We start from the raw sequence: 20149 nt of genomic DNA on the forward strand, positions 1-20149 counted from the left end.
TCAATACAGTTCACAGTGCGTGCGGCCTTCGCTCCGCAGCGCGTCCCAATGCCCTTCGCCACCGATGGCATCGATGGCCTCGCGCACCGCGCTTTCCAGGTGGCTCTTGTTGCCGCACAGGTACAGATGCCCACCGCGGGCCAGGACGCCGCGCACTTCGCTGGCACGCTGCTGCAGCACATGCTGCACATAGACCTTGTCGGCACCATCGCGCGAGAACGCGGTATGCAGGCCGGCCAGCACGCCACGCGCGTGCCAGTCCTGCAACTGGTCGCGATACAGGTAATCGTGCTGGCGGTGCTTCTCGCCGAACACCAGGTGCACTTCACGTTCGCAGGCGTTGGCCTGCAGTTCCTGCATCAGGCCCATCAAGGGCGCGATGCCGGTGCCGGTGCCGACCAGCAGCAGCGGTACCTGGCCGGTGTCGGGCAGGTGGAAGCCAGGGTTGGAGCGGCAGTACACATGGGCATGGTCGCCGCCATGCAGCAGGCTGCCGGTGGCAGTGCCGAAGCGCGCGCGGCCGCGCAGGGTGTAGCGCACTTCGCGCACGCACAGGCTCAGCTGGTCCTCGCGCGGGTGCGAGGCAATGGAATAGGCGCGCGGCAGCCGCGGCGACAGCAGTTCACGCAGTCGGGCCAGCGGCACGCTGTCCGGAGTAGCGTGGTCCTGCAGCACGTCCAGCAGGTCCAGGCCGTGCAGGTAGGCGTCCAGCTCGCGCTTCTGGCTGACCCTCAACAGGCCCTTCAGTACATCGCTGCCACCCAGCTTGGCCAGTTCGCGCAGCACACCCTTGCTCAGCAGGCGCAGCTCGCGGTCATGCAGCAGGACCATGGTTTCATCGTCGCCGTACCAGCAGGCCAGCGCCTGCAGCAGCATCGGATCGTTCTCCGGCACCACGTGCAGGGTGTCGCCCGCGCGGTAGGCCATGCCACTGCCGGCAATGTCCAGCTGCAGGTGCCACGCCGCCGGGTCGCTGCTGTTCAAACGGCGACGTTCGAGAATGGGGGCGGCAAACGCATTGTCCTCGCCATAGGCGGTGACCTGCAGGCGCAAGTCCTGGCCGGCGCTGAGGTCGCCGTCCAGCACCTGGCCGAGCACCGGCTGCCATTGCTGGAAGAACTGCTCGTAGCCCAGGTCAGCGTCCACGCGGTGCAGCAGCGGCTGCGCCTGGCGCTCACTCAGCGCAGCATCCAGCGCCTTGGTGAAGCCACAGAAGCTGGGGTAGCCGGTGTCACCAAGGCCAAACACCGCATAGCGCAGGCCGCTCAGCGTCGGGGTCTGGCGCAGTGTTTCGAAGAACTGCTCGCCGTTGGCCGGCGGCTCGCCATCGCCGAACGAGCTGGAGATCGCCAGCAGCACATCGCCGTGGCCGAGACTGGCCACGTCGATGTCGTTGAACGGGAGCACCTGCGGCGCGTGCGGCTGCAGGTCCGCGCCCAGGCGCTGGGCCAGAGCGCGGGCATTGCCCGACTCGGACGCGAAACCCACCAGCAGGCGGCTGAAGGGCGCACTGGTCGGGAGGGCGTTCACGCGGCCTCGTAGAAGTCGTCGAACTTTTCCTTGCTGAACTCGACCAGGTCGTAGTTCTGCATCAGGTCGTTCACCACGCGGCGGATGCTGATATAGGAGGTGATGTTGCCGTCGGCGTCGAACAGCGGCTGCACCGTGGTGTCGACCACGTAGAGCACGCCGCCCTTGCCGAGGTTGGGCACGATGCCGGTCCAGGTCTTGCCGGCCTTGATGGTGTCCCACATGTCCTTGTAGACCGCCTTGGGCACATCCGGGTGGCGCACGATGCTGTGCGGCTGGCCGATCAGCTCCTCGCGGGCGAAGCCGGTGAGCGTGCAGAACAGGTCGTTGGCGTAGGTGATGTTGCCCTGCAGGTCGGTGGTGGAGATCACCATGACGTTCTGCATGGCGTTCAGCAGCTGGGCGTTGTCGGGGGTGTAGCTCATCGCAGGGTCCTTATGGATGCCGGTAGCGCCGGCGTGTTCGGGTCCTGCATAGAGATACGCCCGCACGGCGGCGGGCGGTTTGACATTGGTCAAGCGGGGGGCGCGAAGGGCTGCGACGGGGTGTCGCAGGGAGGTTCTCTGTAGAGCCGAGCCCATGCTCGGCTGCGGTGACCGTTACAGCCGAGCGTGGGCTCGGCTCTACAGAAAGGGCAAGGTGTCAGCCCATCAGATAGCGCAGCACACCCGCCGAGACCACGCCGATCAGCACCGTCGGCAGCATCGACAGCCGCGTGGCGGCCAGCAGGGTGATCGCCAGTGCGGCCAGGTCGGCGGGCTTGTCAGCGACGAAGTCCGGGGCGATCACCGAGATCAGCACGCAGCCCGGCGCGGCTTCCATCACCGTCACGGCGCGTTTGCTCAATGTGCGGTTGCGCAGCGCGAGGAAACCGACAATGCGGGTCAGGTAGGTGGCGGTGGCCATCAGCACGATGGTCAGCACCGAGGTCCAGTGGATCAGTCCGTTGAAGATCATGCCGCGTCCTCCGCCAGCAGCCAGGCGGCCGCCAGGCCGGCCAATGCGCCGCTGGCTACGTACCAGGCGCCCGGAATCAGCAGATAGGTGGCAGCGGCCACCACCAGGCTCACCAGCCACGGCCGCGCGGCCTTCACGCCCTGCCACATGCCGCGCAGTAGCACCAGGAACACGGCGGGGAAGGCCATGTCGAAGCCATAGGCGTGGATGTCGCCCAGCATCGGTCCGACGATCGCGCCCAGCGCGGTACAGGCTACCCACACCGTATACAGGCCTGCCGATACGCCCAGGTAGTAGGCCAGGCTGAAGCCAAGTGCGCGGCGTCGCGCATCGGCCACGCCCATCGCCCAGCTTTCATCGCACATGAAGAACAGGGCCGGCAGCACGCGGCGTCGTGGCAGGTGCTGCAGCAGCGGGGCCAGGCTGGCGCCCATCAGCAGGTGGCGGCTGTTGACCAGTGCGGTGATGGCCACGATCAGTGCAATGTGCGGTGGCGAGGTCCACAGTTCGACGGCGGCGAACTCTGAGCCGCCAGCGAAGTTGAGGCCGGTCATCAGCGGCACTTCCAGTGCGCTCAGGCCTTTCTGGGCGGCCTGGGCGCCAAGTACCAGGGCGAAGGGAATGAAGCCGATCATCACCGGCACGGCGGCGCGCAGGCCGCGCAGGAATTCGGCACGCGGCGGGGTATCGCAGGTGTCGGGCAGGGGGAGGGTGGTACGGGCGTCCATGGAACGGCACAACGAGGTGGGGGTGGCCCATGCTAGCGGTCCAATCGCGAAATCGGGTTGCGTTGATGCCACTTGATTCTTGATGATTGATATTTCGTGCGGCCATATGTCAAAGGGGTGAAATCCCATGCAGTACCAGCTCGACAATCTGGATCGTCGCATCCTCGACGCCCTGCAGCGCGACGGCCGCCTGCAGAACCTGGAACTGGCCCGCCAGGTCGGGCTGTCGCCGTCGGCCTGCCTGCGCCGGGTGCGGTTGCTGGAGGAGGGCGGCTACATCGACCGCTATGTGGCTTTGTTGAACGAGGCCAAGGTGGGCCGCGGCTTCACCGTGTTCGTGCGGGTGTGGCTGCGCGGGCAGGACGAGGACACCACCAATCACTTCATCAACAGCATCAAGTCTTTCCCGGAAGTGCTTGAATGCCATCTGATGGCTGGTGACTGCGATTTCCTGCTGCGGGTGGCGGTGGCCGACCTTGATGCCTACCGGCAGTTCCAGATGCAGCACCTGAACCGGATTGCCGGGGTGCAGAACACCAAGACCGAGATTCCGATGCAGCGGATCAAGCAGACGACCCAGCTGCCGCTTTGAGAGGTACGGCCGGGTTGCACCCGGCACCCGCGGTAGTGCCGGCCGCTGGCCGGCAACCTCAGGAGCAACAGCCGAAGCAACAGCCGGCTTGGCGCGGGATGGCGTGGTGGGTCCGGCTGCAGGGGACGCCGTAAACCTGTGGTGGTCCAGTATTTTTGGACACTCCCAAAGGGAGTTCAGGCCACCTGCTCTTCACAAAGCGCAGGTGGCACAAGGCCGTTGGCACTGTGTAGCCGACGGTGGTTGTACCAGTCCACGAACTGCTCGATGTCTGCTGCCGCCTCCTGTCGAGTGGGGTATTTGGAGTAAAGCCATTCCCCTTTGAGGGTGGCGAAAACCCGTTCCACCACCGCGTTGTCCCAGCAGTTGCCCTTCCGGCTCATGCTCTGGGTGATGCCGTTGTCACGCAGGATTTCGGCCATGGCATGGCTGGTGTACTGCCGACCTTGATCCGAGTGGAAAAGTAGTCGCCCGTTGGGACGACGCTGTTTCAGCGCCCCGCGCAGGGCTCTGACGGCCAGCCAGGCATCCCCTTCGTGAGAGTGAGCCCAGCCCACGATCCGGCGGGCAAACAGATCCACCACGATGGCCAGATAGAGCCAGCCTTGCTGGGTCGGGATGTAGGTGATATCCCCTGCCCAGACCTGGTTGGGGGCCGCCGGGTTGAATTGGCGTTCCAACACGTTGGGCGCCGTCAGTGCCTGCGGCCCAAGGCTGTGGTACTTGTGCCGCCGGTGCTGTCGCGCCCTGACACCGGCTCGGCGCATCAGCGTCCGGGCGCGGTAGCGCCCCATGGGTAGGCCGCAGTTGGTCAGCTCCCTGGCCATCTTGCGAGAGCCACAGCTCCCCCGATGGGACTGATGAATGCGACGAACCAGATCAACCTGGGCCAGCAGCGCCCGGTCAATCCGGGGCTCCCGGTGCAGCCAGGCGTAGTAGCTGCTACGGGGATAGTCCATCAACTGACACACCAACCGGATCGGAGCGACCTTCCCCAATTCCTGGATCACCTGTTCCGGTGATCGCTGTCCCGAATGAAGAAGGCGATGGATTTTTTTAGCAGGTCGCGCTCCTCCTTGAGCCTGCGATTCTGGGCCTCCAGCTCGGCGATTCTGACCTGGGCATCCACCGGCGGTGCCTCGGCCTGAGGGTCATGCTTTCGCCGCCATTGCTCGATCCAGCGCCTCAGCGCCGTCGGGCCGACATCCATCAGCTGGCAGACGTCCCTGACTGTCTGCCCCTCCACAACGACAAGGCGAACCGCCTCATCCCTCATGCCCTGAGTGATCTGTTTTGCCATGGGTCTACCTCGATGCTCGAAATTGATCCTATCGAGTGTCCAAGTTGATTAGACCACCACAACCCGTCCATGGGGGCTTGGCCGCGGCATCCATGCCGCGGACACCCCTGCAACCGGCCCCACCCCGCCTTCGACAGATTTCCGCGATCTGCCGGAACGGCATGGGGCGACACGCTCTGATCGGCACGGGGTCGGATCCCGTTGCTGCGCAACGGGCTCTGACCCCACGCCCGAATGACGTGGTCTGTTCGATCCATTGATTCCTGATTCGTGACCGGCTCCAGCGAACCTGACCCGTCCGTTGGCAGTGCGCGGCAGTCATCGCAATGACATGTGCTCCCGGTACGGTTTGATCCGCTTGCAGCTGCTGTCGCTGCCGAGGGTCATGTGTTCGACGTCAGGGGGCTGAATGGACACCATGCGATCAGAACGTGGAGGCTGGCCATCGCCGGATGGCTGCTGCTGGCCTTTGCCGCGGCAGCCCAGGACGGTGTCCATGCCTACGACATCCCCGCGCAGCCGCTGGAACAGGCGGTCGAGCGCTTCAGCGTCATCAGCGGCTGGTCGGTGATGTACCCGGGCGAGCTTGCCGCGGGCCGCAACAGTCACGCGCTTCGCGAAAGCCTTGCGCCGCTGCCGGCCTTGCAGGTTCTGTTGCAAGATTCCGGCATCAAGGCCGAGGTGATCGGCGAACAGCGGGTGGTGCTGCGTCGGAGCACGTCCTCGACGGCCGAACCCGGCGTTGGCGCGGAACTTCCCGATACCGAGCGGCGCCGTCGCTACGCTGGCCTGCAGCAACGCCTGCGCGCTGCGTTCTGTGACGATCCCGACCTGGCTCCAGGTCGCTATGCCGCGACCCTGCGTTTCAGCGTTGCCAGTGACGGCCAGGTGCATTCCCCTGAACTGCTTTCCGGCAGTGGCAATGCCGGTCGCGATGCGCGCCTGCTGCAGGCGCTGCAGGCACTGACGGTGGCAGCCGATGCCGCCGCGCTGCCGCAGCCGGTGACGCTGCAGATCCGCCCTTCCGGCACCGAGCACGACTGTGGCCGGCGCTCGCCCCTTCCATGATTTCAAGGATTCGAACATGAGCAACGGTACGGCTGGGGCAGTTGACCTGATGGACCACCTTCTGGGCGCCTATGACGAGCTGAAGCGCAGGCTGGTGCGCAAGCTGGGTTCGGAGGAGCTGGCCGGCGATGCGCTGCAGGACACCTGGATGCGCCTGAGTGCGCGCCGTGACCGCCTGGATGCGGTGCAGAATCCGGCGGCCTACCTGCTGCGCATGGCGATGAACACCGTGATTGATCGCCAACGTGCTGACCACCGGTTGCTCAGCCTGGAAGAAGTGGACACGCTGATAGACATGGCCGATCCGTCACCGGGCCCAGCACAGGCGGCCGAGCTGGACTTCGCGCTGGAAGACATGGTCGGGCTGCTGCAGCGCATGCCCGAGCGCCGTCGCCGCATCCTGCTGGCAATCCGCGTCGACGGCCTGCAACAGCGCGACGTGGCCGATCACCTCGGTGTATCGCTGCGGCTGGTGCAGCGCGAGCTGAAGGCGGCCCAGGACTACCTTGCCGAGCGCAGTGGGCAGGGGCGCCAGGTGCGGTTCTGAGCGGCGGCATCCGTCTACACTTTGACGCCGAGCAGAACCCCGCAGCGTGCGGGTCCGGCATGAGTCCCCATGGATCCTGACGATCGCCCGCAACGCCCGCTGGATGCCGTCGAGCGGCAGGCCCACGCGTGGGTGGTGCGGTTGACCTCGGGCGAGGCCACCGCCGCCGATGGGGACAGGTTCCGCGCGTGGTGTGAGGCCGACCCGCGCCATCGTGAGGCGTTCGGCCGTGCGCGCCGACAATGGGAGCAGGTACGCCTGGCGGGCGAGCAGTTGCCTGCAGAGGCACGGCAGCCTGTCGCGCCGACGCCGACCCAGCGCTGGAGCCGCCGTGCCTTCCTCGGTGCTGCCATCGCGGCGCCGGCCAGCCTGGTGGTGGTGGCGGCGATCCGCCCGCCGCTGGGGTTGTGGCCATCGGTGACGGCGATGGCGGCCGATTTCCATACCGGAACCGGTGAACGGCTGCAGATCGCGCCTTCGCCGCAGCTGAAGATCGAACTGGATACGCAGAGCAGCCTGCGCCGGCGGGCGGATGCAAAGGGCGCAGGCTTCGAGCTGGTGCAGGGCCAGGCCGCGATCGAAACCGGGTCTGGCCTGCGCCTGGCGCTGTTCGCCGGGGCGGGCTGCGTGATTGCCGATGAAGGTGCGGTGCGCCTGGACGTACGCAACACCCTGGGCCAGGTGCGGGTGACCTGCCTGCACGGTAGTGCGCGCATCGAGCACCCGCAGGGCCGGCTGCAGCTGCAGGCTGGCCAGCAGACCCGGTACGACGAGCGCCTCAGTGGCGTGGTGGCCGAGGCCGTGGCCTCGGACGTGAGTGCCTGGACCGAAGGCATGCTGGTGTTCCGCCGCGCACCGCTGCGCGAGGTGGTCGACGAGATCAATCGTTACCGCCGCGGAAAAGTGTTGCTGGGCGAATCGGCGCTGGCACGTGCCCCGGTGAGCGGCCGCTTCCGCATCGATGATCCGGATGCGGCGCTGGAGCAGCTGCGACTGACGATGTCGCTGGATCTGCGTCGCTTTCCGGGTGGCATCGCCGTCCTTGGGTAGATGAAGACGCTGGCCGTGCGCACCGCGCAGGGCTGTTGCAAGCAAGGAGAGGCCAAGGATGCGCAACGAGACCATCGGCGTGCTGGATCTGCGCCGCAATCTGTCGGCGCTGCTGGAAACCACGCAGCGACGCCCCTTGATGGTGCATCGCTATGGCTCGCCGTGGGTGTGCGTGGTGTCCGACGCGCAGTGGCAGCAACAGGCTGTGCTGCTGGACTTCGATCCGCAATCGCATCCGTTGGCGATGCTGCTGCGGCTGCAGCAGCAGCTGTTGCCGTTGTCTGAAAGCGGGGCACTGCCACGTGCGGCGCTTGCGCGCGCGTTGCTGCTGATGGACATGCATGGCGTTGACGATCTCGTGCAGCTGCACGAGCAGGTGCTGCACCACCGGCTGTGGCACTGGTTCGTGGCAGGCAGCCACGGTGTGATGGAGGGCTGGCAGCTGCCGGCGCTGCGCGTCGCGGTGGCGTCATGGTGCGATGACGTGGACATGACCGATGCATGGGTTGCATTCGCCGCGCGCAGCGACGTGGCGATGTTGGCCCGCCGCTGCGGCGGTGACGCGCCACGCCTGCAGCGTGAAGCCTGCAAGCGGATGGCGCTGCGATGACGTTGCCGATGAAGCACTAACCAGCGCACAGAGTCACGTTCCCGGTGTCGCTTCACCTGCCTTGCTGACGTCTTCTCCAGAGTACGACGCACTACGCGTCGCGGAGCATGGGCGACGCAGATGGCAGAAAGTCGCAGGATCAGCATGCTGGAGCTGGATCGCCACCTGAGCCAGTCGCTGGAGCAGGCGCGGCACGCCCCCCTGAACGTGCAGCGCTATGGACGTTCATGGGTCTGGGTGCTGTCCAGTGATGCGTGGGCGGACGCGGCGCGCTGGGCTGCGCTGGACAGCAGTGCGCACCCGCTGCTGGCGCTGCGCAGGGCGCTCGACCTGCAGTTGCGGCCGTGGCCCGAAGCGGCCATGGGCGCGCTGCCGCTTGACGCGGGCGATGCGCGGCTGCTGCAACGTGCGGCCCTGCTGGTGGTCGTGCGTGATCTCAGCGGCGCGCAGCGCGTGTACGACGACCTGCGCTATCACCAGGCATACAGGATGTTCATTGGCCTCGACCACGGTACCGCGTGGTCGCCGATGCAGTGCGTGCGCCTGCTGCAGGCGTGCGTGCATCCGCTGCTGCGGGCGTGCATCGACGAAACGCTGGCCAGTGTGCCGCCGCAACTGATCGAGGCGGCACGGGTGCGGGCTGCACGTGCGTCTCCTCTGGCGCCCGCGCAGCGAATTGCAGGCGGATGTTTATCGTACTGACACATGCACCGCTGACCATGGCGCAGCGGTCTCTTCCAGGATGACGAGGGCGGAACAATGGCAAGGCAGGTTCGCGGTCGCAGGGCTCGGCAGCAGGGCTTCAGCCTGATCGAGATCATGGTGGTGGTGGTGATCATCGGCATCCTCGCCGCGTTGATCGTACCGCGGTTGATGGATCGCCCTGACCAGGCACGCGTGGTCGCGGCGCGACAGGACATCGCGGCGCTGATGCAGGCGTTGAAGTTGTTCAAGCTCGACAATGGGCGCTATCCCAGCGCCGAGCAAGGGCTGCAGGCACTGGTGAAGCCCCCGCAGGGCAGTGGTGCGATGCCGGTCACGCCCTATCTGGACCGCCTCCCGAATGATCCGTGGGGCCATCCTTACCAATACCAGATTCCCGGCACCCACGGCGACATCGATGTGTTCTCGCTGGGTGCGGACGGCAAGCCCGGGGGCGACGCCGGGAACGCGGACATCGGCTCCTGGCAGTTGTGAGGCAGGCCGATGTCAGCCCGGATGCGTTCTGTTTCAAGTGTCCGTCAACGTGGCATGGCGGTGATCGTCGCCCTGCTGGTGGTGGCGCTGGTGGCGGTAATTGCCACGGCACTGCTGACCCGGCAGTCGGCCCAACTGCGCGCGCTGCGGGGCGACCAGCTGCGCGCGCAGGTGCGCATGGCGGTGGACGCAACGCTGGAGCGTGCGGCGCAGCAGCTGCGTGAGGATGTAAAGGAACAGCTGACCACGGTGCGCAGCGGGCGCTGGGCGCGTCCCTTGCAGCTTCAGGCACCGCTGCCGGTGCAGCTGCAACTGGTCGATGCCCAGTCGATGTTCAACCTGCGCAATCTGCTGGCCCATGGCCAGCCGGATCCCGAGGCGCGGCGCGCGTTCATCGCGTTGTGCGCCGGGCAGGGGTTGGGACAGGGTGCCTGTGCCTCGGCGGCGGACCATATCCAGGCACGCCTGCGCGATGGCGACATCCAGGCGCAGGCGCCGCTGCCGCGTGAATCACTGATCGAACAGGCGCTGCCGGGTGCCGATCCGGTGGCGTTGCAGGCGCTGGCGCGTCGCACCGTGGTGTTGCCGGCGCAGACCCTGGTCAACGCCAACACCAGCGACCTGCGCGTTCTGCAGGCGGTGACGCCTGCGGTCGATCCGGCGCGGCTGCAGGCGCTGCTCGGTGAGCGCGACGCTGGCCATTGGCTGCTCAATCGCGGCGACATCGCCAACCGACTTCAACTGAGCAACGAACAGATGGTCGTGCTTCCCCTGGGTATCCATAGCGAGTGGTTCCTGGCCATCGGTCAGGTGCAGGCTGACGGCAGCGCGGTTGATTTTCGCGCGCTGCTCTGGCGCGAGTACCGCGACGATGGCGTGCGTGTGCAACGCGTGTGGACGAGGATCGGCGCATGACCGTGCAGATTCGGGTGCGCCTGCCGGCGCTTGAGCGTCTGCGCGCCGACAGCGCGGTGGACTGGGCGCAGCTGCACAAGGGCGAGGTGCTGGCGCACGGGCGCGACACGCTGGCGGCGCTGGGCCTGCGGCATCCGCAGGCCGCGGTGCATGCCTGCCTCGATCCGAATGACCTGATCCTGCTGGAACTGCAGCTGCCACCGTTGTCCGGGCGCCGCCTGCAGTCGGCGCTGCAGGGTGAGGTGGAGGCGATGCTGCTGGATGACCTGCAGGAGGTGGCGCTGGCCCACGGTGCGCAGGCGGCGGACGGCACGGTTCCTGTGGCCTGGCTGGGCCAGCAGGCGGTCCTGCAGGCCCAGCAGCTGCTGGCTTCGTGTGCACTGCGGTTGCAGGCGCTGTATCCGACGCCGCTGCTGCTGCCCTGGCAGGACGGCCATGCCACGCTGCAGGTCAGCGGCGAGCACCTGCTGGTACGCAGCGGGCGCGATCGGGGTTTCGTTCAATGGTATGGCGGACGGGATGCCTGTGCGGTGATGCAGGCGCTGGCCGTGCGCCTGCAACAGGCCGGCATGCAGGCCGTGCAGTGGATTGATGGTGTGCCGCCGACGTGGCCGGAACGTCTGCCCGCCACTGCCATCCCCCATGAACGGCAGGCCTCTGGCCCCTTGCCAGGCTGGTCATTGCCTCTGCCCGGGGCGGGCCAGAAAGCGCCGCGGCTTGCGATCGGGCTGGCATTGGCGGCGATGTTGCTGGCCGCGCTCGGTCTGCAACTGCAGGTCTCGCGGTGGCGAAGTGAGGGCGAGGCCCTGCAACAGGACATGGCACGCCAGTTCAGCGCACGCTTCCCGGAGATCACCGACGTGGTGGACCCGGTGCTGCAGGCAAGGCGAGCACTGGCCGTGCCACTGCCGGCGCCGCCGTTGCCGCCGCTGCAGCGTCAGGTAGCCGGCATGCTGCAGGTGGTTCCCGAGCTGGCCGGGCAGGTGCGGAGCCTGCATTACCAGCCCGGGCAGCTGGACATGGAGCTGGATGCCGACGCCCAGGCATTGGCCGACGATCCGCAGCGGCTTGAGCATTGGCAGCAAGCGGTCCAGGCGCAGGGCCTGCAGTTGGCGCGCGAAGCCGGTGGACGCCTGCGGGTGAGCGGAGCTGGACAGTGACGACCCGGACCCTGCGGCTGGTCGCGGGAATGACGGGCCTGCAGCAGCGCTGGCAACGCCTGCCACCGCGCGACCGGCTGATGCTGTGGGTGATGGTGGTGGCGCTGCTGGCGGCGGGTCTGTGGATGTTGTGGCTGGAGCCGCTGCTGAAGCAGCGCACGCACTGGCAGGCCGAGCTGCCGCGGCTGCAGGCGCAGGCGCGTGTCCTGGCGCCACTGCTGCAGGCACGCGAGCGCCAGCAGCAGATGCAGGGGCAGCGCCCGACGATGGCCAGGTTGCGTGACGAAATCAAGTCGGCCGGACTCGCCGACGGACTGCATATCGAAGCGCGCGACGGGCATTGGCACCTGCAGGTTCAGGCGGTGCCCGCTGACGCGCTGTGGAACTGGCTGCTGCCCGTGCTGGCCGATCCGGCCATCGAACTGCAGCAGCTGCAACTGACACGCACAGGGGATGCGAACATGCCGGCGGCACGGATTTCCGGAAACATCGTGATGGCGCTCAACGTGGGTGCCCATCCATGAGGGTGATGCCCAGCCTTGCCTGCAGTACCGCACTGGCCCTGATCGTGTGCATGGCCCACGCACCGGCGCCGGTGCTGGCGCAGGACGCCCGCGATGAGCCGGTGCAGTTGAACCTGGTGGATACCGATATCGGTGGCGTGTTGCGCATGGCGGCACGCTTCACCGGACGCCAGTTCCTGGTCGACCCACGGGTGACCGGCAAGATGACAGTGGTTTCCGACGGCCCGGTCAGCCGTACCCAGGCCTACCAGTTGCTGCTGGGCGCACTGCGCATGCGTGGCTTTGCGGTGGTCGAGAACAGCGGGGTCAGCCGGGTGGTGCCGCAGGCCGACGCCAAGCTGCTCGGTGGCCGCGTGGGCAGCGGCGGTGCAGGGGGCGAGATCGCCACGCGCACCTTTGCGCTGCGCTACGAGAACGCGGCTGCGCTGGTGGCAGTGCTGCGGCCGATGATCAGCCCGGACAATCCGATCACTGCCAACCCGGGCAACAACACCCTGGTGATCACCGACTATGCCGACAACCTGGAGCGCATCGCACGGGTGATCGCCAGCGTCGACACGCCGACCGGCATGGACACCGATGTGGTGAAGCTGCAGCAGGGCATTGCCGTTGACGTGGCGGCGATGGTCGCGCCGCTGCTGGATGCGCAGGGCGCCGAGCCTACCCAGAAGGTGGTGGTGATGGCTGACCCGCGCAGCAACAGCGTGCTGCTGCGTTCCAGCAGTCCCGGTCGCACCCGCCTGGCGCGGCAGCTGGTGGAGAAGCTGGACCGCGCGCAGGACGAGTCCGGCAACCTGCATGTGGTCTACCTGCGCAATGCCCAGGCCAACCAGCTGGCCGGTGTGCTGCGGGGCGTGGTGGCCGGGCAGAGCGATGCACCGGCAATGGGCAGCAATGAAGGCATCACACCACTGCCGGGTGACGCCAACCGTTCCACGCCTGCGCAGCCGTCGCAGCCGCAGCAGGCCAAGACTGGAGGCAATGCGCTGGAATCGCAGCGGCTGGACCCTAGCCGGCGCGATCCGATAGATGCGGGGAGCACCGGCTTCAGCCAGAACGGGGTCTCGGTGCAGGCGGACGTGGCCACCAATACGCTACTGATTTCGGCGCCGGAGCCGGTGTACCGCAACCTGCGCCGGGTGATCGACCAGCTCGACCAGCGCCGGGCACAGGTGCTGGTCGAGAGCCTGATCGTGGAGGTCAACCAGACCGATGCGGCCGAGCTGGGCGTGCAGTGGATGCTGGGCAATGGCCGCACCTTTGGCGGCACCCACTTCGGTGGTGCCACCGGCGGCAGCGGGCTGAGCACCACCGCGCGCACCACGCTGGACGTGCTGCCCAAGGATGGCCTGAAGATCGGCGTGATCGACGGCACCATCAACCTTCCTGGTGTCGGCCAGATCCTCAACATGAAAGCGCTGGCCAACGCGCTGCAGAGCAAGGGCGGCGCCAACATCCTGTCCACGCCGAACCTGATGACGCTGGACAACGAGGCGGCCAGCATCATGGTCGGTCAGACCGTGCCGTTCGTCAGCGGCCGCTACGTGACCGACGGCGGTGGCGGCAGCAACAACCCGTTCCAGACCATCGTGCGCGAGGACATCGGCCTGAAGCTGCGGGTGCGCCCGCAGATTTCCGAGGGCGGCACGGTGAAGCTGGACATCTACCAGGAAGTCAGCAGCATCGACGCGCAGAGCGCGAACAGCACGGCCGGTATCATCACCAACAAGCGCGCCCTGGATACCAGCGTGTTGCTGGACGATGGCCAGATCATGGTGCTGGGTGGCCTGCTGGAAGACAGCGTCAGCCATGGCCGTGATGCGGTGCCGGGGCTGGGCAAGCTCCCGGTGCTGGGCGCCTTGTTCCGCAGCGACACGCGCAAGCGCGCCAAGACCAACCTGATGGTGTTCCTGCGCCCGCACGTGGTGCGCGACCCCGCCGCCGGCCAGCGCCTGACCCGCGACCGCTACGACTACATGCGCAACGCGCAGGCCGGCGCGCAGCCGGTTCAGAGTTGGGCGTTGCCAGCGCTGTCCGCACCACAGCTGCCGCCGCAGGACCTGTCTGTCCTCGGCCAGGGCAATGCGCGCGATGGGCAGGGTCAGCCGCTGCAGAACACCAGCCTGGCGGCGTTGTATCCGGCCGGTAACGGCGATGCCCAGCTGGTGCAGTTCGCGCAGGGGCTGGACCCGGCGCGTGCCAGCCAGGTCGTGGCACAGGTGCGGGCACTGGGCCTGCAGGCCTATGCCGAAGCGACGCCCGGCGAGAGCGGGCAACGCCTGCGCGTGCGATTGCCGCGCGATCCGTCAACGCTGGACCCGGCACTGCAGCAGCTGCGCGGGCTGGGCTACACGCCGGAACTGGTGATCGGGCCGTGAGCGCCACCGCGCCGCTGCCGTACGCCTGGGTGCGCAGCCATGGCGTGATGCTGTCCGAGGCGGGCGGCGAGCCTGTGTTGCTGGGCACCGCCGACACCGCGGCGTGGGCCGTAGCCGAACTGCGCCGCCGGCATGGCCCGCTGCCCTTCCAAGCGCTGGACGCCGCGACCTGGCAGCAGCGGTTGGGTGAGCAATACCGTGACGGCGGCGATGCCGCTGCCGTGGTCGGTGCCGCCGAAAGCGAAGTCGATCTGGACCGGCTGATGCAGGACATGCCGGAGGTCACCGATCTGCTGGATGCGCAGGACGATGCGCCGGTGATCCGCATGATCAACGCATTGTTGGCACAGGCTGCGCGCGATGGCGCCAGCGATCTGCACATCGAGCCGTTCGAGACCCATTCGGTGGTGCGCTACCGCGTGGACGGCACCCTGCGCGACATGGTGCAGCCACGCCGCGCCCTGCACGCAGCGCTGGTGTCGCGTATCAAGATCATGGCCCATCTGGACATTGCCGAGAAGCGCCTCCCGCAGGACGGGCGCATCGCGATCCGCGTGGGTGGGCGTCCGTTGGACATTCGTGTCTCCACGGTGCCGACCGGGCATGGCGAGCGCGCCGTGCTGCGACTGCTGGAGAAGGATGCCGGCCGTCTGCAGCTGCAGCGCCTGGGCATGGCTGATGACACCCTGGCCACGTTCACCGGATTGATCCGGCAGCCGCACGGCATCGTGCTGGTGACCGGCCCGACCGGCAGCGGCAAGACCACCTCGCTCTACGCCGCGTTGGGCCAGCTCGACAGCAGCACCAGCAACATCCTCACCGTGGAGGACCCGGTGGAGTACGACTTCGCTGGCATCGGCCAGATCCAGGTCAATGCGCGCATCGGCATGAGCTTCGGCACCGCGCTGCGCGCGATCCTGCGCCAGGATCCGGACACCATCATGATCGGCGAGATCCGCGACCTGGAAACTGCGCAGATTGCCGTGCAGTCGTCGCTGACCGGCCACGGCGTGCTGGCCTCGCTGCATACCAACGATGCGATCTCGGCGGTGACCCGCCTGGCCGACATGGGCGTGGAGCCGTTCCTGCTGGCCTCGTCGTTGCGCGGCGTACTGGCGCAGCGGCTGGTGCGGCGGCTGTGCATGCAGTGCCGGCGTGCCGAGGTGGACGGCGATGGCAGAACCGTGTGGCGCGCGGTGGGCTGCGCGGCCTGCGCCAACAGCGGCTATCGGGGGCGAACCGGCATCCACGAGCTGTTCGTGGTGGACGATCGCGTGCGTGCGCTGATCCATGAAGGGCAGGGTGAGCCCGCGCTTCGCGAGGCGGCGCGGCGTGCCGGCATGCGTACCCTGCGGCAGGACGGCCAGCGCTGGGTCGACTGCGGGGTAACCACGCTGGAAGAGATCCTGCGCGTCACCGGCGACGATTGAGGCCTGCATGGCACTGTTCGACTACCAGGCTGCCAACGCGCAGGGCCGCATCGAGAAAGGGCAGCTGGATGCCGACAGCCCACGCGGTGCTCGGCAGGTGCTGCGTGGGCGCGGGCTGACTCCTGTTCAGGTGAGTGCGGCGCGCAGTGCCGGCAGTGGCTGGGGCGCTCGCAGGCTGTCCGCGAGCGAGCTGGCCTGGTCCACGCGCCAGTTGGCCAGCCTGCTGGCCGCCAGCCTGCCGTTGGAAGGTGCATTGAGTGCGGTGATCGAGCAGGCCGAGCGCCCGCATGTTGCGCAGTCGCTTACCGCAGTGCGCGCCGATGTGCGCGGCGGCCAGCGCCTGACCGTGGCGCTGGCCGCGCGACCACGTGATTTCCCGCCGATCTATCGGGCATTGGTGGGTGCAGGTGAAGACTCCGGCGACCTGGCGCGGGTGATGGAGCGCCTGGCCGACTACATCGAAGAACGCAACGCGCTGCAGGCCAAGGTGCTGACCGCCTTCATCTACCCGGCTGCGATCAGCCTGGTATCGGTGGCGATCGTGATCTTCCTGCTCAGCTACGTGGTGCCACAGGTGGTGACGGCGTTCGTGCAGGCGCGGCAGACGCTGCCGATGCTGACCCAGGTGATGCTGGCGGCCAGCGCATTCGTGCGCAGCTGGGGCGTGTGGGTGGGGCTGGGCGTCGCTGCGCTGGTGGTGGCCTGGCGCTTGGCTCTGCGCAGGCCCGAGTTGCGCCTGCGCTGGGACGCGGTGCTGCTGCGGGTGCCGATGGTCGGGCGTTTCGTGCTGGGCGTGAACAGTGCGCGCTTCGCCTCGACACTGGCGATCCTGCTGGATGCCGGCGTGCCACTGCTGCGTGCACTGGAGGCGGCGCGACAGACCCTCGGCAACGCGCTGCTGGCGCGCTGCGCCGATGACGTGTCCGCACGCGTGCGCGAAGGGGCTGCGTTGGGTGCGGCATTGAAGGTACAGAAGGTGTATCCGCCGATCCTGGTGCACCTGGTGGCCAGTGGCGAGAAAACCGGTTCGCTGGCACCGCTGCTGGATCGCGCCGCGCAGACGATCTCGCGTGAGATCGAACGTCGTGCGATGGCGCTGACCGCACTGCTGGAGCCGACCATGATCCTGGTGATGGGCGGCGTTGTGCTGACCATCGTGCTGGCCGTGCTGATGCCGATCATGGAAATGAATCAGTTGGTGCAGTAGATCCACGCCATGCGTGGATACGTCGTACGGCCCGCGTGGTGGGTGATCCATCCACGCATGGCGTGGATCTACTGACATCCTCAACCCCTTGGTGCAATGATGCGCAAAGCGCATCACGGGTAGAGTCGACTGTTAGTCGACTAGCGCGCAGAGCGCGTGCTTCGTACTGCTACTGCGGGTGAAGGGTAGTCGACTAACAGTCGACTCTACCCAGTCGGCTCTAGCCGGCCGATTCCATCAGTCGATTCCATCCAGCCGATTCTCCACACAATCCTCCACACCTTTTTTCGATCTTCCACAGGTTTCTTAAGCGGCCTGTCATCGGCGGCGACCAGCATAGCCACGTCGCCGCAGAGTGGGCTGGGAGGCCCTCGGCGGCAGCAGGCGTGTAGTGACCGTTCCTCCCTCGGTGTTTCCCTTCGCAGTAAACCCTTCAGGAGAAGATCATGAACAAGTACAAGACCCTGGCCGCGCTGGTTGCCACCGCGCTGCTCGCCACCGCCGGTGCCGCTTCGGCCCAGCAGTCCCTCGTCAACGGCGGCGGCGCTTCGCTGCCGGCCGATCTGTACAAGGGCCAGGCCGACAGCATCCTGCCGTCGACCTTCAGCTACGCCGTGACCGGTTCGGGCACCGGCAAGAAGGCGTTCCTGGAAAACAAGATCGCGCTGTTCATCCCGACCGGCACCGGCAACGTCCACTTCGCCGGCAGCGACTCGGTGCTGAGCCAGGCCGAAATCGACACCTACAACACCACCTACAACTCCGCGACCTCGACCACCAAGTTCGGCCCGCTGCTGCAGATGCCGTCGGTCGCCACCTCGGTCACCATTCCGTTCAACAAGGCTGGCTCGGCCGTTGACCTGACCGTGGCCCAGGCTTGCGGCATCTTCTCGGGCAAGATCACCGATTGGTCCGGCACCGGCACCGGCCGCACTGGCCCGATCCAGGTTGTCTACCGTGGCGAGAGCAGCGGCACCAGCGAGCTGCTGACCCGCTTCCTGGCCAGCGCCTGCCAGCCGGGCGACGTTGCCGGCACCAACCTGAAGCTGACCAACGGTGCGCCGGCCTTCTCGGTGCAGTCGACCTTCGCCAACCTGTTCACCACCGTGCCGTCGAACTTCGTCGCTGCGCCGGCCACCGGTGGCACCGCGCTGTACAACGCCGTGTACGCCGCTGACGGTCGCATCGGCTATGTGGGCCCGGACGTGATCCCGAACCTGCAGGACGCGACCAAGGTTGCCAAGCTGAAGGGCTATTCGCCGGATGAAGTGAGCGTTGCTGCCACCCTGAACACCATCGCTCCGCCGTCCTCGGCTGCCGACATCGCCAACCCGGCCAAGTGGGTGCCGGTGTTCACCAACCCGTCGGCGGGCTATCCGATCGCTGGCTACACCAACCTGGTGTTCGGCCAGTGCTACCGCGTCGCCCTGGCTCGCAATGCGATCCGCGACTTCCTGCAGAACCACTACAACGTGGGCGCGACCGGCAACAACGATGCCGCGGTGCGTGCGCACGGTTTCATCCCGCTGACCCAGGACTGGCGTGAAGCGGTTGCTGCCAACCTGGTTTCCTCCTCGGCTGCTACCGGCCTGAGCAACCCCAGCACCTGCACCACCGGCGTCGGCCGCTGATCCAGCGGTACTGCTGAAAAGGGCGCCGGCCGCGAGGTCGGCGCCTTCTTGCGTGTCGGCCCGGGCCGGCAAGGACGTGGGTACCCAAGGGAGAGGAAGATGAAACGTACATTGGTTGTGGCAGCGCTGTGCATCGGTGCCTCGCTGTGTGGAACCGCAGCTGCGCAGGTCAAGGTCCTGCCCATCAAGGGCGCGGGATCGGGTGTGCCCGCCAAGCTCTATGCGGAATCGGCGGACAGGATCCTGCCGGCCAACGTGACCTATCGCGCTGTGGGTGATGAACCTGCGCGGCGGGCGTTCCTTGAGAATGTGCCCGAGTCTGCCGGTGAGACCCGGCCGCCCCATTTCATCGCAACCGAATCGGTGCTGACCAGCGCCGAGATCAACGCATACAACACCGTTCATGCAAAGCAGTTTGGTGCGCTCGTCCAGGTGCCCGTAGCCGGCCTGGCGATTGCGTTGCCGTTCAACGCGCCCGGCGGCACCCTGGATCTGAGCGTGCCGCAGCTGTGCCGCCTGTTTTCGGGCAAGGTCGAGTACTGGAATGACCTCGATCCTGGCCGTGCCGGCGTGGTCACGGTGGTCTACCGCGCCGAGAAAGGCGGAACCACTGAACTGCTGACCCGCTTCCTGTCCACGGCGTGCTCACGGATGGATACCGAGGGTTCCAGGCTGGTGGGAGGCACGTTCAGGACCACCCGCGATTTTGCTTCGCTGTTCTCTGCATTGCCCACCAACTTCGTGGCTGCAGCCAGCGAGCAGGCACAGTACGACCGGATACTGGCCACCGCCGGTGCCATTGGATACAGCGGTCCGGACATCGCCGCACCGCTGTCCGATCCAACCCGCGTTGCCAAGGTGCGCGGCTACTCGCCCGATGACGCCAGCGTGCGCGCGACCTTGAACTCGATCGCGCCTCCGACCGGCTCTGCGGCAGAGCGACCGGAAAACTGGGTGCCGACGTACAGCTACCCGCCCGTGGGCTATCCCATCGTCGGCACCACCAACCTGATCTTCAGCCAGTGCTATGCCGAGGTCTGGGAAGCGATGTCGCTGCGGGTGTTTCTGATTCCGCATTACGCCAGGCGGAATGATGCGGCCGTCACCGCGCATCGGTTCATTCCGCTGCCCTCCGCCTGGGCCGAAGCCATCCGCAGCCGGTTCGCCGTGGCGGGCGTGCCGACGGGCTTGAACAACCCGAGCACCTGCGCGGGCATCGGTCGTCCGTGACGAGGCGGTGTTGGCGCGATGCCATGAACAGGCGCCGGCGCGATTGCCGGCGCCTTTTTCATTGTGGCGAATGCTTTCTTGATGTCGGCTTCACG

Annotated in this window: 21 protein-coding genes; 15 read left to right on the forward strand and 6 right to left on the reverse strand. The window is 67.1% G+C overall.

The annotated features are described in order from the left end of the window. From ACZK0Z_RS10395 to ACZK0Z_RS10410, 4 genes are all read right to left on the reverse strand, one after another. Positions 1-1530, reverse strand: a complete 1530-nt coding sequence (locus ACZK0Z_RS10395; RefSeq protein ID WP_197633799.1) for a diflavin oxidoreductase — start codon at positions 1528-1530, stop codon at positions 1-3. Continuing rightward, a complete protein-coding gene (locus ACZK0Z_RS10400; RefSeq protein WP_005409905.1) occupies positions 1527-1955 on the reverse strand; it encodes a PAS domain-containing protein in 429 nt (142 codons plus the stop codon). The genes ACZK0Z_RS10395 and ACZK0Z_RS10400 overlap by 4 nt, the downstream gene beginning before the upstream one ends. A 217-nt stretch (positions 1956-2172) precedes the next feature. Beyond that, positions 2173-2487 carry an AzlD family protein gene (locus ACZK0Z_RS10405; RefSeq protein ID WP_197633800.1) on the reverse strand — a complete coding sequence of 105 codons (315 nt, stop codon included), beginning with the start codon at positions 2485-2487 and terminating at the stop codon, positions 2173-2175. Continuing rightward, positions 2484-3215 carry an AzlC family ABC transporter permease gene (locus ACZK0Z_RS10410; RefSeq protein ID WP_197633801.1) on the reverse strand — a complete coding sequence of 244 codons (732 nt, stop codon included), beginning with the start codon at positions 3213-3215 and terminating at the stop codon, positions 2484-2486. Before ACZK0Z_RS10410 ends, ACZK0Z_RS10405 begins: the two co-directional genes overlap by 4 nt. A 127-nt stretch (positions 3216-3342) precedes the next feature. Here ACZK0Z_RS10410 and ACZK0Z_RS10415 point away from each other — a divergent pair, with 127 nt between their 5' ends. Further along, entirely contained in the window at positions 3343-3807 is a 465-nt protein-coding gene (locus ACZK0Z_RS10415; RefSeq protein ID WP_005409896.1) for an Lrp/AsnC family transcriptional regulator, read from the forward strand. 176 nt (positions 3808-3983) lie between these two features. On the opposite strand, the gene ACZK0Z_RS10420 is transcribed toward ACZK0Z_RS10415, so the two are convergent. Together ACZK0Z_RS10420 and ACZK0Z_RS10425 are read right to left on the reverse strand one after the other, a co-directional pair. Beyond that, positions 3984-4817, reverse strand: a complete 834-nt coding sequence (locus ACZK0Z_RS10420; protein WP_404830271.1) for an IS3 family transposase — start codon at positions 4815-4817, stop codon at positions 3984-3986. Beyond that, entirely contained in the window at positions 4814-5107 is a 294-nt protein-coding gene (locus ACZK0Z_RS10425; RefSeq protein ID WP_019338990.1) for a transposase, read from the reverse strand. Before ACZK0Z_RS10425 ends, ACZK0Z_RS10420 begins: the two co-directional genes overlap by 4 nt. Positions 5108-5494: 387 nt before the next feature. Here ACZK0Z_RS10425 and ACZK0Z_RS10430 point away from each other — a divergent pair, with 387 nt between their 5' ends. The 14 genes from ACZK0Z_RS10430 (at position 5495) to ACZK0Z_RS10495 (ending at position 20054) form a co-directional block, all read left to right on the forward strand. Continuing rightward, positions 5495-6175, forward strand: coding sequence for a TonB C-terminal domain-containing protein (locus ACZK0Z_RS10430; protein ID WP_197633740.1), 681 nt, complete (start codon positions 5495-5497; stop codon positions 6173-6175). 16 nt (positions 6176-6191) lie between these two features. After that, entirely contained in the window at positions 6192-6722 is a 531-nt protein-coding gene (locus tag ACZK0Z_RS10435; RefSeq protein ID WP_197633741.1) for an RNA polymerase sigma factor, read from the forward strand. Between the two features lie 69 nt (positions 6723-6791). Beyond that, positions 6792-7772 (forward strand): FecR family protein, encoded by a 981-nt coding sequence (locus tag ACZK0Z_RS10440; RefSeq protein ID WP_197633742.1) that lies wholly within the window; start codon positions 6792-6794, stop codon positions 7770-7772. A 58-nt stretch (positions 7773-7830) separates the two neighbouring features. After that, on the forward strand, positions 7831-8382 hold the full coding sequence (locus ACZK0Z_RS10445) for a hypothetical protein (RefSeq protein WP_197633743.1): 552 nt from the start codon (positions 7831-7833) through the stop codon (positions 8380-8382). 144 nt (positions 8383-8526) lie between these two features. Next, positions 8527-9084, forward strand: a complete 558-nt coding sequence (locus ACZK0Z_RS10450) for a hypothetical protein (RefSeq protein WP_238378699.1) — start codon at positions 8527-8529, stop codon at positions 9082-9084. A 57-nt stretch (positions 9085-9141) separates the two neighbouring features. Continuing rightward, positions 9142-9579, forward strand: coding sequence for a type II secretion system major pseudopilin GspG (gene gspG / locus ACZK0Z_RS10455; protein WP_049431540.1), 438 nt, complete (start codon positions 9142-9144; stop codon positions 9577-9579). Positions 9580-9588: 9 nt separating this feature from the next. Further along, on the forward strand, positions 9589-10494 hold the full coding sequence (gene gspK / locus ACZK0Z_RS10460) for a type II secretion system minor pseudopilin GspK (RefSeq protein ID WP_197633744.1): 906 nt from the start codon (positions 9589-9591) through the stop codon (positions 10492-10494). Then, positions 10491-11654: a type II secretion system protein GspL gene (gene gspL / locus ACZK0Z_RS10465; protein WP_197619311.1), complete on the forward strand. Its 1164-nt coding sequence runs from the start codon at positions 10491-10493 to the stop codon at positions 11652-11654. The genes gspK and gspL overlap by 4 nt, the downstream gene beginning before the upstream one ends. Next, entirely contained in the window at positions 11651-12178 is a 528-nt protein-coding gene (gspM, locus tag ACZK0Z_RS10470; RefSeq protein ID WP_197619309.1) for a type II secretion system protein GspM, read from the forward strand. Before gspL ends, gspM begins: the two co-directional genes overlap by 4 nt. Next, the gene (gspD, locus tag ACZK0Z_RS10475) at positions 12175-14556 is read left to right on the forward strand and encodes a type II secretion system secretin GspD (protein ID WP_049431553.1); all 2382 of its coding nucleotides are present in this window, start codon (positions 12175-12177) and stop codon (positions 14554-14556) included. Before gspM ends, gspD begins: the two co-directional genes overlap by 4 nt. Next, the gene (gene gspE, locus ACZK0Z_RS10480; RefSeq protein ID WP_197619305.1) at positions 14553-15986 is read left to right on the forward strand and encodes a type II secretion system ATPase GspE; all 1434 of its coding nucleotides are present in this window, start codon (positions 14553-14555) and stop codon (positions 15984-15986) included. The genes gspD and gspE overlap by 4 nt, the downstream gene beginning before the upstream one ends. Positions 15987-15993: 7 nt before the next feature. Continuing rightward, positions 15994-17193 (forward strand): type II secretion system inner membrane protein GspF, encoded by a 1200-nt coding sequence (gene gspF, locus ACZK0Z_RS10485; RefSeq protein WP_414489304.1) that lies wholly within the window; start codon positions 15994-15996, stop codon positions 17191-17193. A gap of 446 nt (positions 17194-17639) precedes the next feature. After that, positions 17640-18824, forward strand: coding sequence for a substrate-binding domain-containing protein (locus ACZK0Z_RS10490; RefSeq protein ID WP_049431563.1), 1185 nt, complete (start codon positions 17640-17642; stop codon positions 18822-18824). 48 nt (positions 18825-18872) lie between these two features. Then, a complete protein-coding gene (locus ACZK0Z_RS10495; protein ID WP_414489303.1) occupies positions 18873-20054 on the forward strand; it encodes a substrate-binding domain-containing protein in 1182 nt (393 codons plus the stop codon). The last annotated feature ends 95 nt before the right edge of the window (positions 20055-20149 follow it).

The organism is Stenotrophomonas sp. 116085_Sma (assembly GCF_056479585.1).

Excerpts from the sequence above, each read along its gene's own strand:
- ACZK0Z_RS10400 (WP_005409905.1), bottom strand. The coding sequence starts at position 1,955 with ATGAGCTACACCCCCGACAACGCCCAGCTGCTGAACGCCATGCAGAAC.
- ACZK0Z_RS10405 (WP_197633800.1), bottom strand. The coding sequence starts at position 2,487 with ATGATCTTCAACGGACTGATCCACTGGACCTCGGTGCTGACCATCGTG.
- ACZK0Z_RS10410 (WP_197633801.1), bottom strand. The coding sequence starts at position 3,215 with ATGGACGCCCGTACCACCCTCCCCCTGCCCGACACCTGCGATACCCCG.
- ACZK0Z_RS10415 (WP_005409896.1), top strand. The coding sequence starts at position 3,343 with ATGCAGTACCAGCTCGACAATCTGGATCGTCGCATCCTCGACGCCCTG.
- ACZK0Z_RS10425 (WP_019338990.1), bottom strand. The coding sequence starts at position 5,107 with ATGGCAAAACAGATCACTCAGGGCATGAGGGATGAGGCGGTTCGCCTT.
- ACZK0Z_RS10435 (WP_197633741.1), top strand. The coding sequence starts at position 6,192 with ATGAGCAACGGTACGGCTGGGGCAGTTGACCTGATGGACCACCTTCTG.
- ACZK0Z_RS10440 (WP_197633742.1), top strand. The coding sequence starts at position 6,792 with ATGGATCCTGACGATCGCCCGCAACGCCCGCTGGATGCCGTCGAGCGG.
- ACZK0Z_RS10445 (WP_197633743.1), top strand. The coding sequence starts at position 7,831 with ATGCGCAACGAGACCATCGGCGTGCTGGATCTGCGCCGCAATCTGTCG.
- ACZK0Z_RS10450 (WP_238378699.1), top strand. The coding sequence starts at position 8,527 with ATGCTGGAGCTGGATCGCCACCTGAGCCAGTCGCTGGAGCAGGCGCGG.
- gspG (WP_049431540.1), top strand. The coding sequence starts at position 9,142 with ATGGCAAGGCAGGTTCGCGGTCGCAGGGCTCGGCAGCAGGGCTTCAGC.
- gspK (WP_197633744.1), top strand. The coding sequence starts at position 9,589 with ATGTCAGCCCGGATGCGTTCTGTTTCAAGTGTCCGTCAACGTGGCATG.
- gspL (WP_197619311.1), top strand. The coding sequence starts at position 10,491 with ATGACCGTGCAGATTCGGGTGCGCCTGCCGGCGCTTGAGCGTCTGCGC.
- gspD (WP_049431553.1), top strand. The coding sequence starts at position 12,175 with ATGAGGGTGATGCCCAGCCTTGCCTGCAGTACCGCACTGGCCCTGATC.
- gspF (WP_414489304.1), top strand. The coding sequence starts at position 15,994 with ATGGCACTGTTCGACTACCAGGCTGCCAACGCGCAGGGCCGCATCGAG.
- ACZK0Z_RS10490 (WP_049431563.1), top strand. The coding sequence starts at position 17,640 with ATGAACAAGTACAAGACCCTGGCCGCGCTGGTTGCCACCGCGCTGCTC.